Source organism: Streptomyces sp. T12 (assembly GCF_028736035.1).
Taxonomy (GTDB): domain Bacteria; phylum Actinomycetota; class Actinomycetes; order Streptomycetales; family Streptomycetaceae; genus Streptomyces.
The window spans coordinates 6,169,009-6,184,235 of the sequence record NZ_CP117866.1; the positions used below are offsets into that span (position 1 = coordinate 6,169,009).

Here is a 15,227-nt window from a genome sequence, read left to right on the forward strand (position 1 = left end):
CAAACTCCCCCAGAGGGGGCACCCCCAGACGGGCTGAATGATGCCGACCGGCTCTGCGAAGCGACCGGCAGTGATGAGAGGCGAAGCCCCCTGCGGGTGGGTGGGGGCTGGGGATGGTGGGGTGTCGTCCTCGAATGCCGGACGGGCTGGGATGCACGGGCCGGCGCTGAGGGTTGATTGTGTGGGGTGCGTTACGCCGTCACCGTGTGGCCGAAGCGGAGCAGGTTGGATGGGTCGTAGGTGGATTTGTCCTGGCGTAGGCGGTTGTAGACCTCGGGGGTCCAGGCTCGGGCGCGGTCGGTGGCGTCGCCCGGGGTGCCGTGGATGTTGACCATCGTGTAGCCCGTGCCGTAGGGAGTCATCGCTGCGTGCAGGGCTTTCGTGGCCTGTTCTATGGCCTCGGCTGCTGGTGGGGCGGCCAGGACGCCCACTGTTTCCAGGAGGTAGTTCGCGTCTCGGGCGCAGATGGCGTCCTCCTGGCGGGCGGGGCGGGAGAGGGCGCCGCCCATGTGGCGGATCTCCACCAGGAGCAGGGGGCAGTCGGGGGTCTCCGGGCCTACCTGGGCGAGGAACGTGCGGATCGCCTCCGGGGTGAGGTCGCGCAGGAGGGCGCAGGACTCCCTTGCGGGGAGCGGGTCCTGTGGCTCCATGTAGATGCGGTCCACCTCGGCATACGGCATTTCCTCCACCGTGTCGACCGTCACCGGGGCGGCCGCGCGGATCGGGGCCAGGAGGCGCTCGCCCTCGGTGGGGCCGGCGGTGTAGGCGACCGCCACTCGGGCCCAGAAGCCGCCGCGCAGGGGCTCGGGGATCTGGGGGATGGGGGGCAGGCGGAGGAGGGAGAAGGCGCTGCACATTTCCTCGGGGACCTGGTGTGTCCAGTCGGCCCAGGTGGTCAGCAGCGCTTCCGCGTGCTCGCCGGGGCAGTAGATGCCGCCGCCGAGGATGGTGGGGAGGGGGAGCAGGTCGAAGGTCAGGGACGTGACCACGCCTACGTTGCCCTTGCCGCCGCGCAGTGCCCAGAACAGTTCGGGCTCGTGGTCCGGGTCGCACTCGCGGAGCGTGCCGTCGGGCGTGGCGACCTGGAAGGAGCGCACCAGGTCGGCCGCGTAGCCGTAGGTCCGGCCGAGTACCGGCAGACCGCCGCCCAGGGTGTAACCGACCACGCCGGCGTCCGACGCGGAGCCGTTGAGGGCGGCGAGGCCGTGGGGGGCGGCCGCGTCCAGGACGTGGCGCCACTTCGCGCCCGCCGCGACGGTTGCCACGCGCTGGTCCGGGTCGATGCGTACGCCGGTCATGCGGGTCGTGTTGATCAGCAGGCCGTGGTCGATGGGGAAGTTCGCGCCGTGACCCGTCGCCTGGACCGCGACCGGGGTGCCGGTGGCCGTCGCCCAGCGCAGGGCCGTCACGATGTCGTCGGCGCCCGTCGCGCCCACGACCAGGTCGGGCGTGTGCAACGCGGCCAGATTGAAGCCCGTGACCTCGTCGGCGTAGCCGTCGTCGCCGGGGCGCAGGACCGGGCCGTGGAGGTCGGAGAGGGCGAAGAGGTCGGGGGTGTTGTGGCGGGTGGCGGTCATCGCGTCCTCTTCCGTGGGGTGCGTATGTACGGAGGGACGGCGGCGGCGAGGTGGGGAGGGGGGAGGGGTGAGGGGGAGGGGCGGGGTCGTCGGGTCCTTGCGTTCGGGGGGCGGGGCTTTTCTTCAGGATGGACCCGGGGTGTGGGGGTGCGCATGCGGGCCGCCGGGGGGCGCGCTCCCGTGCCGACTTGACGTCGGCAAAGGTGCTGCCGGGGCGGGCGTAGCGTAGGTGGCATGACGACGTACGGATCCTTCCCCGGCACGCGGCCGCGGCGTCTGCGGACCAGCCCCGTCATGCGGCGCATGGTCGCCGAGACAAGGCTGCACCCCGCCGACTTCATCCTCCCGGCCTTCGTGCGCGAGGGCGTCAGTGAGCCGGTGCCCATCGCGGCCATGCCGGGCGTGGTTCAGCACACTCGGGACAGCCTGAAGAAGGCGGCTGCGGAGGCGGTGGCGGCCGGCATCTCCGGGATCATGCTCTTCGGGGTGCCCGAGGAGGAGAAGAAGGACGCTCTGGGTACGCCCGGTACCGATCCGGACGGGATTTTGCAGGTCGCCATCCGGGACGTGCGGGCCGAGGTCGGGGACGAGCTTCTCGTCATGTCCGACCTGTGCCTCGACGAGACCACCGATCACGGGCATTGCGGAGTACTCGACGCCGAGGGGCGCGTCGACAACGACGCCACCCTGGAGCGGTACGCCGAGATGGCGCAGGTGCAGGCCGACGCGGGCGCGCATGTCGTCGGGCCCAGCGGGATGATGGACGGGCAGATCGGCGTCATCCGCGACGCGCTCGATCAGATCGGGCGGGAGGACGTCGCGATCCTCGCCTACACCGCCAAGTACGCCTCCGCCTTCTATGGGCCCTTCCGGGAGGCCGTCGCCTCCTCGCTGCAGGGGGACCGCAAGACGTATCAGCAGGATCCGGCGAATGCGCGGGAGTCCCTGCGCGAGCTCGCCCTCGACCTGGAGGAGGGCGCCGACATGGTGATGGTCAAGCCGGCCGGGCCCTACCTCGACATCCTGGCGCGGGTCGCCGACGCGGTGGATGTGCCGGTCGCCGCCTATCAGATCTCCGGCGAGTACTCGATGATCGAGGCCGCCGCCGAGAAGGGCTGGATCGACCGGGACCGGGCGATCTTCGAGACGCTGACCGGCATCAAGCGGGCGGGTGCGCGCAACATCCTCACCTACTGGGCTACGGAGGCGGCGCAGAAGCTGGGCCGCCTCCAGTAACGGGCGTACGAGGGCCGAAGGTTGGTCACGGTCGGTCGGACGGTGTCTTCGACGGTGTCGTGGGAGCCGTGGCCGTGGGGCTCGTCGGGGTGGACGGGCCCTCGTCGCGCAGGCCCTGGCCGTCCTCGCACGCGGTGAGCGTGAGCGCGGTGATCGCCACCAGGGTGGCGGCGAGCAGCCGGGCGCGGGGTCGGCGGGCGGGGGGTGCGGACGCGGACATGGGGTGGCCCTCTCCTTGGGTGGGGGTTGGGGTCGCGGCTCAGCCTGCGTGATCATCCGTCCCGGCCGCCACCTTCGGCCGGGAATTCGGGACGCCTGAGTGATGGGACCGGGGCTGACCTGCGGGGATGGTACGTCCCGACGGCGTGTTGTGGGACGCCGGGAGCAGTGAGATCCGGCTGTGGGCGCCATCAATTACCGCCGGGAGTCAGGTTGTTGACCTCGGTTGGATCCCCTCCAGAACGCCCAACACCGTTCACCGGGACATCGACGATGTGACGGACGCGGACATCGACGTCCACGGGGCGGTGGGGTCCGTATCCTGAAAAGCTGGTTGTAGGCGACACCTAATTCTCTAGGCTGCCCGACGTCGTACGGCACGAGCCGTCACCCATCACCCGTCACCCTCGTCCTGGCAGCCGAAGGAGCCGTGTCATGACCGTCATCCAACCCGCGCCCCACCACGCCCCAGCCGTCGTGCCGCCGCTTGCGGCGCGGGCCCGGTCGGTCGGAGGTTCGCCGCTGCGGGACATCCTGGCCGTCACGGCCCGCCCCGAGGTCATCAACTTCGCGGGCGGCCTGCCGGCGCCGGAGCTGTTCGACCGGGAGGGTATCGCGGCCGCCTTCCGCGACGTACTCGCCGAGACGCCGGCGCAGGCACTCCAGTACGCCACGACGGAGGGCGAGCCCCGCCTGCGCGCCGGGCTCGCCGCCCGCATCTCGGCACGCGGGCTCGCGACCGACGCCGACGACGTGCTCATCACCACCGGCTCCCAGCAGGGCCTGTCCCTCCTTGCCACCGCGCTGCTGGACCCCGGGGACACGGTCCTCGTCGAAGACCCCTGTTACCTGGCGGCACTTCAGGCCTTCCGCTTCGCGGGAGCGCGGGTCGTCGCCGTGCCGGGGGACGCGCACGGGGTGGACGCGTGGGCGCTGGAGGAGTTGGTCGTGCGGGAGCGGCCGAAGTTCTTCTACACCGTGCCCACCTTCCAGAACCCGACCGGCAGAACCCTGCCCGCCGAGCGCAGGTCGGCCGTCGCGGAGGTCGCCGCGCGGTGCGGGCTGTGGATCGTCGAGGACGACCCGTACGGCGAACTCCGTTACGAGGGAGAGCGGGTGCCCTGGATCGCCTCGTACCCGGGCGCGGAGGACCGTACGGCGCTGCTCGGCTCCTTCTCCAAGGTGATGGCGCCGGGCATACGGGTGGGCTGGCTGCGCGCGCCCGCTGCCCTGCGGCGCGCGTGCGTGGTCGCCAAACAGGCCGCCGACCTGCACACCCCGCCCCTCAACCAACTCGCCGCCGCCCGCTACCTCACCGGCCTCGACGCACATGTGGCCCGCGTTCGGGACGTCTACCGCGAACGCCGCGACGCCATGCTGGCGGGCCTGCCCGGGGCCCTCCCGGAGGGCTCCACCTGGAACCGTCCCGAGGGCGGCATGTTCCTCTGGGCTCGCCTGCCGGAGTCGTACGACACGACGGCCCTGTTGCCGAAGGTGGTGCAGCAGGATGTCGCTTACGTCCCTGGCGCGCCCTTCTACACAGGTGAGCCCGACCGGTCGACGCTGCGGCTGTGCTTCGTGACGCAGAGGCCGGAGGAGATCGGGGAGGGGCTGGAGCGGCTGGGGAGGGGGCTGCGGTCATAGGCCCTACGCCCTAGGGCCAAGGATCCAGGACGGGTCGGGCCACGGACGGCAGACGGGGCAGGGCGTGTGTTCCTAAGGTGAGGCCATGTCCGACACCATGCGGTTCGACCTCGACGCGTATCTCCGGCGGATCGGTTGGGAGGGGGAGCGGCGGGCCGACGCGGCGACGCTGCGGGGAGTGCACCTGGCGCACATGCGGGCCATTCCCTTCGAGAACCTGGACGCCCTCAGGCGTACGGCTCCGTCCCTCGACCCGGCCGACCTGATGGCCAAGCTGGTGCACAGTCGGCGCGGCGGCTACTGCTACGAGCACAACACGCTGTTCGCGTGCGCGCTGGAGGCGCTGGGCCTCACGGTGACGCGACTGGCCGCGCGGGTCGTCGTGGGCGCGGACCGCATCGAGAGCCGCCCACGCACCCACATGGCGCTGCTCGTCGAGGCCCCCGGCGATCCGCAGCCGTATCTCGCGGACGTCGGCTTCGGCGCGATCGGCGCCCTGCTGGAGCCGGTGCCGCTGACGGCCGGTGTCGAGTTCCGGGACGCGGAGCGCCGGCACCGGCTCGCCCACGCGCCGCACGACGGGCCGCTTGAGCTGTGGCTGCTCCAGGCCCACGACCGGGCGAAGGACGACTGGGCCGACCAGTACGCGTTCACCCTGGAGCCGTTCGAGAAGCCCGACTTCGAGGTCATCAACTGGCACATCGGGACCAACCCGCGCTCGCCCTTCACCCAGCGCGTCTACGTCCAGAGCGTCACGGCCGAACGCCACCTCCTCCTCAACGGCCGTCTCCTGACGGACACGCGCGTGGACGGGACGGCCGTCGAGCGCGAGGTGACCGAGGAGGCGGAGGCGCGGCGGCTGCTGGAGGAGGAGTTCGGGATCGACGTGCCGGAAGGAATGCGGCTGCTGCCGCAGTGAGGGACTCGGTCAGTCCCACCAGAAGTGCCAGGCAGGCTGCCCCAGGATCTGGTTCTCGGCGTAGGCGCGGAGGGTCGTGTCGCTGCCCTGCCAGATGTTGTCCGGGCAGAACGCGAAGTGCTCGGCGGCCAGGGCCTCCGCCTCGGCGAGGGTGGTGGGCGGTGCGGCGACGGACACCAGCAGGGTGTCGAAGCCGAGGGCGACGGTCCGTATGCCGAACCGGTCCTCCCAGGAGCGGAGCACCGCGGACAGACGGCCGGTGTCGTTCTCGTGGTTCGCCGGACCCATCCAGCCGATCGCCGTGGGGATGTCCGCGCTGCGGCGGGCCGGGACGAGGGCGAGACGGGGGTCCTTGAGGGGGCCACTGCCGTCGAGGAGGGAGTCGACGACGTCGGAGGCAACGGATTCGGGGTCCGTGGCGGGGACTTCGGGGCCAGGGGCGGAGTCGGTGCGCTCGGTGTCGGCCAGACCGGGCCAGTCCACGTCCTCCTCCGCGTACTCGTCCCAGAACTCCTCCAGCACCTCCTCCGCGTCATGATCCCCGGGGTACGACATCTCGGCGGGCATCAACTCCCACAGCTCCGGCCCGCCGTGCCCGGCGCCGACGTCGAGGACGACCGGGAGCAGACCGAGGGCCGGTGCCGTCCGCCGGAGCGCGGCCCAGTCGCCAGGAGCCGCCGGGCCGTCCGCCAGCCACAGCAGCGGCTCGTGCCACGGCCCGTCGTCAGTCGCGTCGACCAGGGTGCCGGGCGGGAGGTGCAGACCGAGGGACGCGAGCCTCGGCAGAGGGTTCGGAAGTGTCGCCATGTCGGTGAACTGTAGGCGGCGGCACTGACAATGAGCAGCGCCCTCACTTGGCCACACGGGCCTCGAAGCAGTCCCCCTCGCCGCCCGCCGCCGGTCGGAAACAGGCCCGGACGACGGTTCCGGGATGAGCCGCGGTCATGGGGGTGTAGACGTAGGAGTCCGCGTCGATGGTGTTCTGGACCTCGGCGCTGCGGGCGACACCCGCACGGCCGTCACGACCACCCGCCGTCATCTCGATCCGGTCGCCGACGCGCGTCCCCCACATCCGGGCCCAACTCGTCCCGCACTCCACGCTGTAGCGCAGTTCCATCCAGGCGCCGCCGGCGGTGCGGTGCGCGGCGAGGGTGGCCGGCTCGGCGGCGCACTGCATCTGCATCGGGCTCTTGCCCTCGCAGCCCGCGCCCTGGCAGCGCGGCCCGGTCGCGGACGGGGCCGGGGCCGGGGTCAGCGACGACCGCGGCTCGCCGTCCCGGTGCGGCAGCAGGAGGGCCACCGCCGCCACACCTCCGACGGCCAGGGCACAGACCGAGGCGAGCACCGCCACGACCGCGGCACTCCCGGTGTGCGTGGCCTCCTGAGGCACCGGAGCCGGACCCGGAGCCGCTGTCGGTGTCCGGGCCGAGATGGGCGTCGGAGCCGCAGCCGCGGTCGGACGTGGCGGCGAGGACGACACCGTCACCAGGGACGCGGTCGGCGATGAAGATCGCGGCCCCGGCGCCGCCGGCCCGCACCGTCCGCTCCCCTCCGACTCCGCGATCTCCCACAGGGCCAGACAGCGCCCCTCCGGCTCGCCGGCGAGGCGGCACAGCTCCTGCACCGCGTCGCGCGGTGGCAGCGTCCTGCCGTTGAGGTAGCGGTCCCAGGACGACTTGCTGAACGCGGTCTTCGCCGCGAGGCCGGCCAGGCTCAGGCCGGTGCGTGCCTTCAACTCCCGCAGGGCGGCGGACAGTCGGGTCCGTTCCGGCGACGGCGCCGTCATCCCCGTAGGGCCTTCCAGGTGTGCGGCCCGACGATGCCGTCCACGACCAGCCCCGCCCGCTTCTGCACCTGCTTGACCGCGCGCTCCGTCACCGGACCGAAGATCCCGTCGATGCCGCCCGGCGAGATGCCCGCCCTGCGCAGCAGACACTGCGCCTCGGCCACCTCCGGCCCGGCGTGGCCGTTCGCCAGGATGGCGTCCTGAGTGCGGCTGTTGCCCGCGTACCAGCGGCCGTCGATCCGCTCGACGCGGCAGGTGTACGCGGGTGCCGACTGCGAGGCCGACTGCGAGGCCGACGCGGCTGCCGACGCGGCGGTCGCGGCGAGGGGAGCCGTCGGTCGTTCCTGCTCGCCGCGGGCCAGTCGTACGACGAGGAAGACGGCCGTGGAGACGGCCAGCACCAGCGCCACGGCCCCCGACACCAGCGCGACGCGCAGGGACCGGCCGGGCGACCGTCTCGCGGTGGCTTCAGCGGCCTCGGTGGCCTCGGTGGCCTCGGTGGCCTCGGCGGAGAGGATCTCCGGCTCTGCCGTCGCCGCGTGCGGTGCGGGCGCCTTTGCCGTGACGGTGTCGGCGCGCCTGTTCCCCCACACCTCCGTGGCGACCTCGTGCAACGCCAGTAAGCGCGTCGGATCCTCACCCACCACCCGGGCCAGCGCCTCGACGGCCTCCCGGGGCGGCAGCGACCTGCCGCCCAGATACCGTTCCCACGACTTCGGGCTGTACCCCGTCCTCGCCGCGAGCTGCCGCAGGCTCAGCCCGCTGTGATCCTTCAGGCGGCGCAGCCGCACCACCAACTGCCGCACGCGCGGATCCAGTTCCGCGGGCAGCACTGCCCAACGCGACATGTTCCCCCCACTCGCGTTCACGGTCCGGGCCCGCAGTCCGTGGTCGGCGTCCCCCGAGCCCCGTCGCATTCTGCATCAGCATCCACGGCCCGTACCGGAAGCCGGTTCCCGCACCGGTACGGAATCAGCCACCGGCCGCCGCAGGCGTCCCGCCGCAACGTCCCGGCGGACGGTTTTCATGCAGGTCAGCGGATGGGACGTCCCGCGATGACGTCACTTCCGAGGCAATAGTGGCAGGTGCCGCCGCCCGCACCGCACTCTCGTTGCCGAGCCGGTCGCCACGGTCGGTTCAACCATCGCACGCATCGGAGGGGAAAGTATGCGAGCTCTGACGAGGACAGTCGTCAGCGTCACCGCGGCCGTCGGAATCGCCGCCGGAAGCCTGGCGGGTGCGGGCACCGCCTTCGCGGACACCGCACAGACCACGAAGCCGGCGGTGAGCGCCCAGGACATCTCCGTCCTCGCGGTGAACAACCTCGGCCTGAGCAGCCAGCAGGCCAAGAACACCCAGTGTTTCCTCAGGACGGCCCCCGCGCGCTACACCGGTGCCATCGACGGACTGCTGGGCACCGAGAGCTGGAAGGCGATGCAGCGCTGGCTCAAGGAGTACTGGCGCTACAACGACAGCATCGACGGAATCGTCGGACCCAACACCATCATGGCGCTCCAGCGCATGCTGGCACACGGCTGGGACTACAACGGCGACATCGACGGGATCGCCGGATCGGGCACCAAGAGCGCCTTCAAGCGGTTCGCCAACGAGATGAGCGTCTTCTACCCCTGCTGATCCGGATCGTCGCCCGGTGAGTCGAAGACCGCGGCCCGTCCTCCCTGCGGGGGAGAGGACGGGCCGCGTGCGTGTCTTCAGGCGCTCAGAGCCGCTCGGGCGTCCGGATGCCCAGCAGGGCCATGCCCTGGTGGAGCGTCCGGGCCGTCAGGTCGCACAGGAACAGGCGGTTCTCCACCTGTTGCGGCGACTCGGCCTTCAGCACCGGGCACTTGTCGTAGAACGACGTGTACAGCGACGCCAGCTGGTACAGGTACGCCGCCAGCTTGTGCGGGGCGTACTCCGCGGCCGCCTCGAAGACCGTGTCGCCGAACGCGTCCAGGTGCAGACCGAGCGCCCGCTCCGCCGGGGCGAGTTCGAGCTCCGGGTGCGCGGCCGGCTGCGTCTCGCCCGCCTTGCGCAGGATCGACTGGATCCGGGCGTACGCGTACTGCAGGTAGACGGACGTGTCGCCGTTCAGCGAGACCATCTGGTCCAGGTCGAACTTGTAGTCCCGGCTCGGCGACGTCGACAGGTCCGCGTACTTCACGGCACCGATGCCGACCTGCGTGGCCCGCTCCTGGATCTCGTCCTCGGTGAGGTCCTGCGCCTTCTCCCGTACGACCTCGGCGGCCCGCTGCACCGCCTCGTCCAGCAGATCCTCCAGTCGTACGGTCTCGCCCTCACGCGTCTTGAACGGCTTGCCGTCCGCGCCGAGCACCGTGCCGTAGCCCATGTTGTGCGCCGTGACCTCGTCGCCGAGCCAGCCCGCCCGGCGGGCCGTCTCGAAGACCATCTTGAAGTGCAGCGACTGGCGTACGTCCACGACGTACAGCAGCGTCGTCGCGTGCAGGTCGACGACGCGGTTGCGGATCGCGGTCAGGTCGGAGGCCGCGTAGCCGAAGCCGCCGTCGGCCTTCTGCACGATCAGCGGGACCGGCTGGTCGTCCTTGCCGCGGATCTCGTCGAAGAACACCACGAGCGCGCCGTCGGAGCGCACCGCGACGCCCATCTCCTCCAGGAGGCGGGCGGTCTCGGGCATGCCCTCGTTGTACGCGGACTCGCCGACGATCTCCTCGTCGCGGATCTCCATGTCCAGCTTCTCGAAGACCGAGTAGAAGTAGACCTTCGACTCGTCCACGAACTGCTGCCACAGCTCGAGCGTCTCCTTGTCACCGGACTGCAGGGCGACGACCCGCTTGCGGGCCCGCTCCTTGAACTCCTCGTCCGAGTCGAAGACCGCACGCGAGGCCTTGTACACCCGGTTCAGGTTGCTCATCGCCTGCTCGCCGTCGACGTCGGCCGCGGGGGCCAGCTCGCCGGGGTTCTCGAACAGGTGCTGGATGAGCATGCCGAACTGGGTGCCCCAGTCGCCGATGTGGTGCCGGCCGATCGTCTTCTCGCCGGTGAAGTCGAGCATGGAGCGCAGGGCGTCGCCGATGACCGCCGACCGCAGGTGGCCGACGTGCATCTCCTTCGCCACGTTCGGCTGGGCGTAGTCGACGACCGTGATGCCCGGGTTCTCCTTCAGCGGCACGCCGAGGCGCTCGCCGTCCGCGTGCCGCGCGGCGAGGTTCTCGGTGATCGCCTTGTCGGCGATCGTGATGTTGAGGAAGCCGGGGCCGGAGACCTCGACGTCCTTGATCACGTCACCGGTGACGATGTTGCCGACGACCTGCGTCGCCAGCTCCCGCGGGTTCGACTTGGCCTTCTTGGCGAGGGCCAGGATCCCGTTGGCCTGGAAATCGGCCCGGTCGCTACGTCGCAGCAGCGGGTCGGCGTCGGCCTCCGGCCGGGTGGCCGACAGGGCGTTCGCGAGACGCTGCTGGACTTGATCGGTGAGCGACGTGACCGAGGTCATGGGATGGGTGCCGTTCTCCTCGTGGGAATCGATAGACACGCTCAGTATCCCATGGGGGGTAAAGCGGTTTTCCCGGGCGCGATGCCGTCTGGGAGAATGGGACGCCAGCCGTTGACCGTACGGCTGCCCTGGAGAAAGAAGGACGTGCCGATCGTGGCTCAGAGCACCGAGACCACCGACTGGGTCTCCCGTTTCGCGGATGAGGTCATCGAGGAGTCGGAGCGTCGGGCCCCGGGCAAACCGGTCGTCGTCGCGTCCGGACTCTCCCCCTCCGGACCCATCCACCTCGGCAACCTGCGCGAGGTCATGACCCCGCACCTCGTCGCCGACGAGATCCGGCGCCGCGGACACCAGGTCCGGCACCTGATCTCCTGGGACGACTACGACCGGTACCGCAAGGTGCCGGCCGGGATCGCCGGGGTCGACGAGTCGTGGTCCGAGCACATCGGCAAGCCGCTGACCTCCGTCCCGGCGCCCAAGGGCTCGGCGTACCCGAACTGGGCCGAGCACTTCAAGGCGGCGATGACCGAGGCGCTCGCCGAACTGGGTGTGGAGTTCGACGGGATCAGCCAGACCGCGCAGTACACCTCCGGCGTGTACCGCGAGCAGATCCTGCACGCCATGAAGCACCGCGGCGACATCGACGCCGTCCTCGCCCAGTACCGCACCAAGCCCAAGGGCGGCGCCAAGAAGTCGCAGAAGCCCGTCGACGAGGCCGAGCTGGAGGCCGCCGAGGGCTCCGGCGCCGCGAGCGAGGACGACGGCAGCTCCGGCTCCGCCGGGTACTTCCCGTACAAGCCCTACTGCGGCAACTGCGAGAAGGACCTCACCACCGTCACCTCGTACATCGACGACACCACCGAGCTGTCGTACACCTGCAACGAGTGCGGCTTCGCCGAGACCGTCCGGCTGAACGAGTTCAACCGCGGCAAGCTGGTCTGGAAGGTCGACTGGCCCATGCGGTGGGCGTACGAGGGCGTCGTCTTCGAGCCCAGCGGCGTCGACCACTCGTCGCCGGGGTCGAGCTTCCAGGTGGGCGGCCAGATCGTCGGGATCTTCGGCGGCAAGCAGCCCATCGGGCCCATGTACGCCTTCGTGGGGATCTCGGGGATGGCGAAGATGTCGTCCTCGCGCGGTGGCGTGCCCACGCCCGCCGACGCGCTGAAGATCATGGAGCCGCAGCTGCTGCGCTGGCTGTACGCCCGGCGCCGGCCCAACCAGTCCTTCAAGATCGCCTTCGACCAGGAGATCCAGCGGCTCTACGACGAGTGGGACAAGCTGGACGCGAAGGTCGCCGACGGGTCCGCCCTTCCGGCCGACGTCGCCGCGCACTCCCGCGCGGTGCGCACGGCAGGCGGTGAGCTGCCGAGGACCGTGCGGCCGCTGCCGTACCGGACCCTCGCCTCCGTCGCCGACATCACCGCCGGGCACCAGGACCAGGCGCTGCGGATCCTCTCCGAGCTGGACCCGGAGAACCCGCTGGGCTCGCTGGACGAGGCCCGCCCCCGGTACGACAAGGCCGAGGCGTGGATCAACACGCAGGTGCCCGCCGACCAGCGGACCATCGTGCGCGACGAGCCCGACGTCGAGCTGCTGAAGTCCCTCGACGAGGCGTCCCAGCAGTCGCTGCGGCTCCTTCTCGACGGGCTGGAGTCGCACTGGTCACTGGACGGGCTGACCCACCTCGTCTACGGCGTGCCCAAGGTCCAGGCCGGGTTCTCCGCGGACGCCACGCCCAAGGAGCTGCCGGCCGAGATCAAGACCGCCCAGCGGGCGTTCTTCGCGCTGCTCTACCACCTGCTGGTCGGACGCGACACGGGGCCGCGACTGCCTACGCTGCTGCTGGCGGTGGGGCAGGAGCGGGTGAGGCGCCTGCTCGGCGAGTAAGCGAGCAAGCCGGCAAGCGGTACGGGAAAGGGGCCCTCCGGCGAGGGCCCCTTTCTGCTGCACGTCTTCCTGCTGCACGTCAGGCGATGTGGTTCTCTTCCAGCTCCGCGTTGTACAGGTTCGTGAACCGGGTGACCATGCGCTTGGCCTCGTCCGGCAGGAGCGCGGTACCGAACTCCGCCTCGACGTTCTCGCTGAACTCGCGCGGGGTCGGGTAGCCGGTGCCGCCTATCGACTTCTTGAAGACCTGGTAGTAGTCCTCCTCCGTCGGATCCGCCGGCTCCGGCGTGCCGCCGCCCTCGCCGAGCTGGCGGGTGCGGTTGGGGTTCACGGGGATCGGGAAGGTGCCGGTCTCCTCCGGGGAGGGTTCCTGGACGGGGGGTTCCTCCTGGTACTGCTCCTGGTACTGCTCGGCCTGGAGCTGCTCCTGGTACCACTGCTCGTACTGTTCCTGCGGGTTGTACGCGGGGTTGTAGCCCCCCTGGTACTCCACGTTGCGGGGCGTGTTGAACCAGTCCTGTACGTAGTCCGCCTGCTCGGGGTCAGGAGCGGCGACCAGCTCGGGGCGCTCCTCGCCGGGAGGCGCCGCCTGCTGAGGTGCCGCCTGCCGTGCCGCCGCCTGCTGAGGTGCCGCCTGCTGGGGGACGGGCGCAGCCACAGCCCGCGCCACGTCCGCCACCGGCGCCGCGCCCAGGGCCTGCTTCGGCGCCGGCGGGAGCAGAGCGGGCTCGATGCCCGCCGCCGCCAGCCCCGCCGGAGCCGTCTCCGCCAGCGGGACCCCGTACCGGGCCAGACGCAGCGGCATCAGCGACTCCACCGGCGCCTTCCTCCGCCACGCCCGGCCGAAACGGGAACGCAGGCGGGCCTGATAGACCAGGCGCTCCTGCTCCAGCTTGATGACCTGCTCGTACGAGCGGAGCTCCCACAGCTTCATACGGCGCCACAGGAGGAACGTCGGGACCGGGGAGAGCAGCCAGCGGGTGAGGCGTACGCCCTCCATGTGCTTGTCGGCCGTGATGTCCGCTATGCGGCCGATCGCGTGCCGGGCCGCCTCCACCGCCACCACGAACAGGATCGGGATCACGGCGTGCATGCCGACGCCCAGCGGGTCCGGCCAGGCCGCCGCGCCGTTGAAGGCGATCGTCGCCGCCGTCAGCAGCCAGGCCGTCTGACGCAGGAGCGGGAACGGGATGCGGATCCACGTCAGGAGAAGGTCGAGGGCGAGCAGGACACAGATGCCCGCGTCGATGCCGATCGGGAAGACGTAACTGAAGTTCCCGAAGCCCTTTTTGATGGCCAGCTCGCGGACGGCCGCGTAGGAACCGGCGAAGCCGATGCCGGCGATGATCACAGCGCCGAACACGACCACACCGATGAGAATGCGGTGCATCCGAGTCAGCTGCAGTGGCGCGGCCACTCGTACTCCCCTCCCAGTGCATGTTGTTGCGCGCAACAGAGTGGCACATCCGTGCGGCGTACGGATTCACGTACGACAGGAGCCCGGTCCCTGGAGGGGGCCGGGCTCCTGCAACAGACGGGGCTGAGCTGCGCGTTGTGACGCAGCGGTGGGGCAGGTGTGACAGTCAGCTCTTCTTCGACGCTGACTGGGACGGGGAGCTGGACGCCGCCTTCGAGGCGCTGGCCGAGGGAGACTTCGACGGAGTCTTCGAGGCCGACTTCGAGGGGGTGCTGCTCGGCGTGCCCGCGCTGCCGCTGCCGCTGGTGTTCGCCTTCGTCACCGCGGCCACCGCCTCCTTGGCCGCCTTCTGCGCGAGCTTGTTCAGGGTGTCCGAGCTCGGGGTCTTCTCACCGGCCAGACCGGCGCCGTTGTAGTCGAGCATCACGACGACGTTCTCGACCCGGGCCACGACCGTCTCCTGCTTGAAGGAACCCTCCTTCTTCTTCAGGTCGTAGCGCACCGCCGTCGCCTCATCGCCCACCCCGGAGACCGGCTCCGACTTCACGTTCTTCGCGCCGGACACCGAACGGGCGTCCTGCACCTGCGTCTCGTAGTACTCCTGCGCCAGCTTGTCGCCCGACCCGCGCGTGACGTCCGAGTCGAAGCGCAGCAGGGAGACGTTGAGCCAGCGGAACTGCGAGCCCTTCACGCCGTTGTTGTCGAGGCTGCTCCAGGAGCAGGAGCCGCGCGTCGACGCGTCGTCCGACGAGCCCTCCTTGCCGGACTTGGCCTTCGGGACAAGGTCCTCCAGCGTCTTCTTCGCCAGCACCTTGCACGGCTGCGGAAGCGCCTTGTACGCGGCCGCCTGCACCGTCGGCGACGGACTCACGGACGCGGACGCCGACGGCGAGGTCTTCGCACCGTCCCCGGCTCCGTCGTCCGAACCGGAGTCCGAGGAACAGCCCGTGGCGATCAGCATCACGGGCACGGCCGCCGCGCAGACAAGGAATCGGTGAAGGCCCTTCACCCGCTGCTCACGCTGGTCACGCCGGTCACGCTGCTCTCGCTCTGCTGCTCGCTGCATG

The 15,227-nt window shown here is 70.8% G+C and carries 13 protein-coding genes; 5 read left to right on the top strand and 8 right to left on the bottom strand.

Annotated features, from left to right (window positions below):
- Nucleotides 1-191 precede the first annotated feature (191 nt).
- Complete coding sequence (locus tag PBV52_RS27835) at nucleotides 192-1,577, bottom strand: FAD-binding oxidoreductase (protein ID WP_274241926.1); 1,386 nt, start codon at nucleotides 1,575-1,577, stop codon at nucleotides 192-194.
- 234 nt (nucleotides 1,578-1,811) lie between these two features.
- Here PBV52_RS27835 and hemB point away from each other — a divergent pair, with 234 nt between their 5' ends.
- Entirely contained in the window at nucleotides 1,812-2,813 is a 1,002-nt protein-coding gene (hemB, locus tag PBV52_RS27840) for a porphobilinogen synthase (protein WP_274241927.1), read from the top strand.
- Between the two features lie 25 nt (nucleotides 2,814-2,838).
- On the opposite strand, the gene PBV52_RS27845 is transcribed toward hemB, so the two are convergent.
- Nucleotides 2,839-3,033, bottom strand: a complete 195-nt coding sequence (locus PBV52_RS27845; protein ID WP_274241928.1) for a hypothetical protein — start codon at nucleotides 3,031-3,033, stop codon at nucleotides 2,839-2,841.
- 434 nt (nucleotides 3,034-3,467) lie between these two features.
- On the opposite strand from PBV52_RS27845, the gene PBV52_RS27850 reads away from it, so the two are divergent.
- On the top strand, nucleotides 3,468-4,676 hold the full coding sequence (locus tag PBV52_RS27850) for a PLP-dependent aminotransferase family protein (protein WP_274241929.1): 1,209 nt from the start codon (nucleotides 3,468-3,470) through the stop codon (nucleotides 4,674-4,676).
- Between the two features lie 85 nt (nucleotides 4,677-4,761).
- On the top strand, nucleotides 4,762-5,595 hold the full coding sequence (locus tag PBV52_RS27855) for an arylamine N-acetyltransferase (RefSeq protein WP_274241930.1): 834 nt from the start codon (nucleotides 4,762-4,764) through the stop codon (nucleotides 5,593-5,595).
- Nucleotides 5,596-5,604: 9 nt separating this feature from the next.
- On the opposite strand, the gene PBV52_RS27860 is transcribed toward PBV52_RS27855, so the two are convergent.
- From PBV52_RS27860 to PBV52_RS27870, 3 genes are read right to left on the bottom strand one after another with little or no spacing between them, the layout of a single operon-like run.
- Nucleotides 5,605-6,402 (bottom strand): DUF4253 domain-containing protein, encoded by a 798-nt coding sequence (locus tag PBV52_RS27860; RefSeq protein WP_274241931.1) that lies wholly within the window; start codon nucleotides 6,400-6,402, stop codon nucleotides 5,605-5,607.
- Nucleotides 6,403-6,445: 43 nt separating this feature from the next.
- Nucleotides 6,446-7,381: an XRE family transcriptional regulator gene (locus tag PBV52_RS27865; RefSeq protein ID WP_274241932.1), complete on the bottom strand. Its 936-nt coding sequence runs from the start codon at nucleotides 7,379-7,381 to the stop codon at nucleotides 6,446-6,448.
- Nucleotides 7,378-8,229, bottom strand: a complete 852-nt coding sequence (locus PBV52_RS27870; protein WP_274241933.1) for a peptidoglycan-binding protein — start codon at nucleotides 8,227-8,229, stop codon at nucleotides 7,378-7,380. The genes PBV52_RS27865 and PBV52_RS27870 overlap by 4 nt, the downstream gene beginning before the upstream one ends.
- Nucleotides 8,230-8,548: 319 nt before the next feature.
- On the opposite strand from PBV52_RS27870, the gene PBV52_RS27875 reads away from it, so the two are divergent.
- Nucleotides 8,549-9,016: a peptidoglycan-binding domain-containing protein gene (locus tag PBV52_RS27875; RefSeq protein ID WP_274241934.1), complete on the top strand. Its 468-nt coding sequence runs from the start codon at nucleotides 8,549-8,551 to the stop codon at nucleotides 9,014-9,016.
- Between the two features lie 85 nt (nucleotides 9,017-9,101).
- Here the strand turns inward: PBV52_RS27875 and argS are convergent, their stop codons facing one another.
- Nucleotides 9,102-10,856, bottom strand: a complete 1,755-nt coding sequence (gene argS, locus PBV52_RS27880) for an arginine--tRNA ligase (protein WP_274249626.1) — start codon at nucleotides 10,854-10,856, stop codon at nucleotides 9,102-9,104.
- 144 nt (nucleotides 10,857-11,000) lie between these two features.
- Between argS and lysS the strand changes: the two genes are divergently transcribed.
- Nucleotides 11,001-12,743, top strand: a complete 1,743-nt coding sequence (lysS, locus tag PBV52_RS27885; protein WP_274249628.1) for a lysine--tRNA ligase — start codon at nucleotides 11,001-11,003, stop codon at nucleotides 12,741-12,743.
- A gap of 79 nt (nucleotides 12,744-12,822) precedes the next feature.
- On the opposite strand, the gene PBV52_RS27890 is transcribed toward lysS, so the two are convergent.
- On the bottom strand, nucleotides 12,823-14,160 hold the full coding sequence (locus tag PBV52_RS27890; protein ID WP_274241935.1) for a DUF2637 domain-containing protein: 1,338 nt from the start codon (nucleotides 14,158-14,160) through the stop codon (nucleotides 12,823-12,825).
- A 166-nt stretch (nucleotides 14,161-14,326) separates the two neighbouring features.
- Entirely contained in the window at nucleotides 14,327-15,226 is a 900-nt protein-coding gene (locus PBV52_RS27895) for a DUF3558 family protein (protein ID WP_274241936.1), read from the bottom strand.
- Between the last annotated feature and the right edge of the window lies 1 nt (nucleotide 15,227).

What these genes read in the sequence shown, in the direction of transcription:
- PBV52_RS27835 (WP_274241926.1), bottom strand. Translation starts at nt 1,577, where the DNA reads ATGACCGCCACCCGCCACAACACCCCCGACCTCTTCGCCCTCTCCGAC.
- hemB (WP_274241927.1), top strand. Translation starts at nt 1,812, where the DNA reads ATGACGACGTACGGATCCTTCCCCGGCACGCGGCCGCGGCGTCTGCGG.
- PBV52_RS27845 (WP_274241928.1), bottom strand. Translation starts at nt 3,033, where the DNA reads ATGTCCGCGTCCGCACCCCCCGCCCGCCGACCCCGCGCCCGGCTGCTC.
- PBV52_RS27850 (WP_274241929.1), top strand. Translation starts at nt 3,468, where the DNA reads ATGACCGTCATCCAACCCGCGCCCCACCACGCCCCAGCCGTCGTGCCG.
- PBV52_RS27855 (WP_274241930.1), top strand. Translation starts at nt 4,762, where the DNA reads ATGTCCGACACCATGCGGTTCGACCTCGACGCGTATCTCCGGCGGATC.
- PBV52_RS27860 (WP_274241931.1), bottom strand. Translation starts at nt 6,402, where the DNA reads ATGGCGACACTTCCGAACCCTCTGCCGAGGCTCGCGTCCCTCGGTCTG.
- PBV52_RS27865 (WP_274241932.1), bottom strand. Translation starts at nt 7,381, where the DNA reads ATGACGGCGCCGTCGCCGGAACGGACCCGACTGTCCGCCGCCCTGCGG.
- PBV52_RS27870 (WP_274241933.1), bottom strand. Translation starts at nt 8,229, where the DNA reads ATGTCGCGTTGGGCAGTGCTGCCCGCGGAACTGGATCCGCGCGTGCGG.
- PBV52_RS27875 (WP_274241934.1), top strand. Translation starts at nt 8,549, where the DNA reads ATGCGAGCTCTGACGAGGACAGTCGTCAGCGTCACCGCGGCCGTCGGA.
- argS (WP_274249626.1), bottom strand. Translation starts at nt 10,856, where the DNA reads ATGACCTCGGTCACGTCGCTCACCGATCAAGTCCAGCAGCGTCTCGCG.
- PBV52_RS27895 (WP_274241936.1), bottom strand. Translation starts at nt 15,226, where the DNA reads ATGCAGCGAGCAGCAGAGCGAGAGCAGCGTGACCGGCGTGACCAGCGT.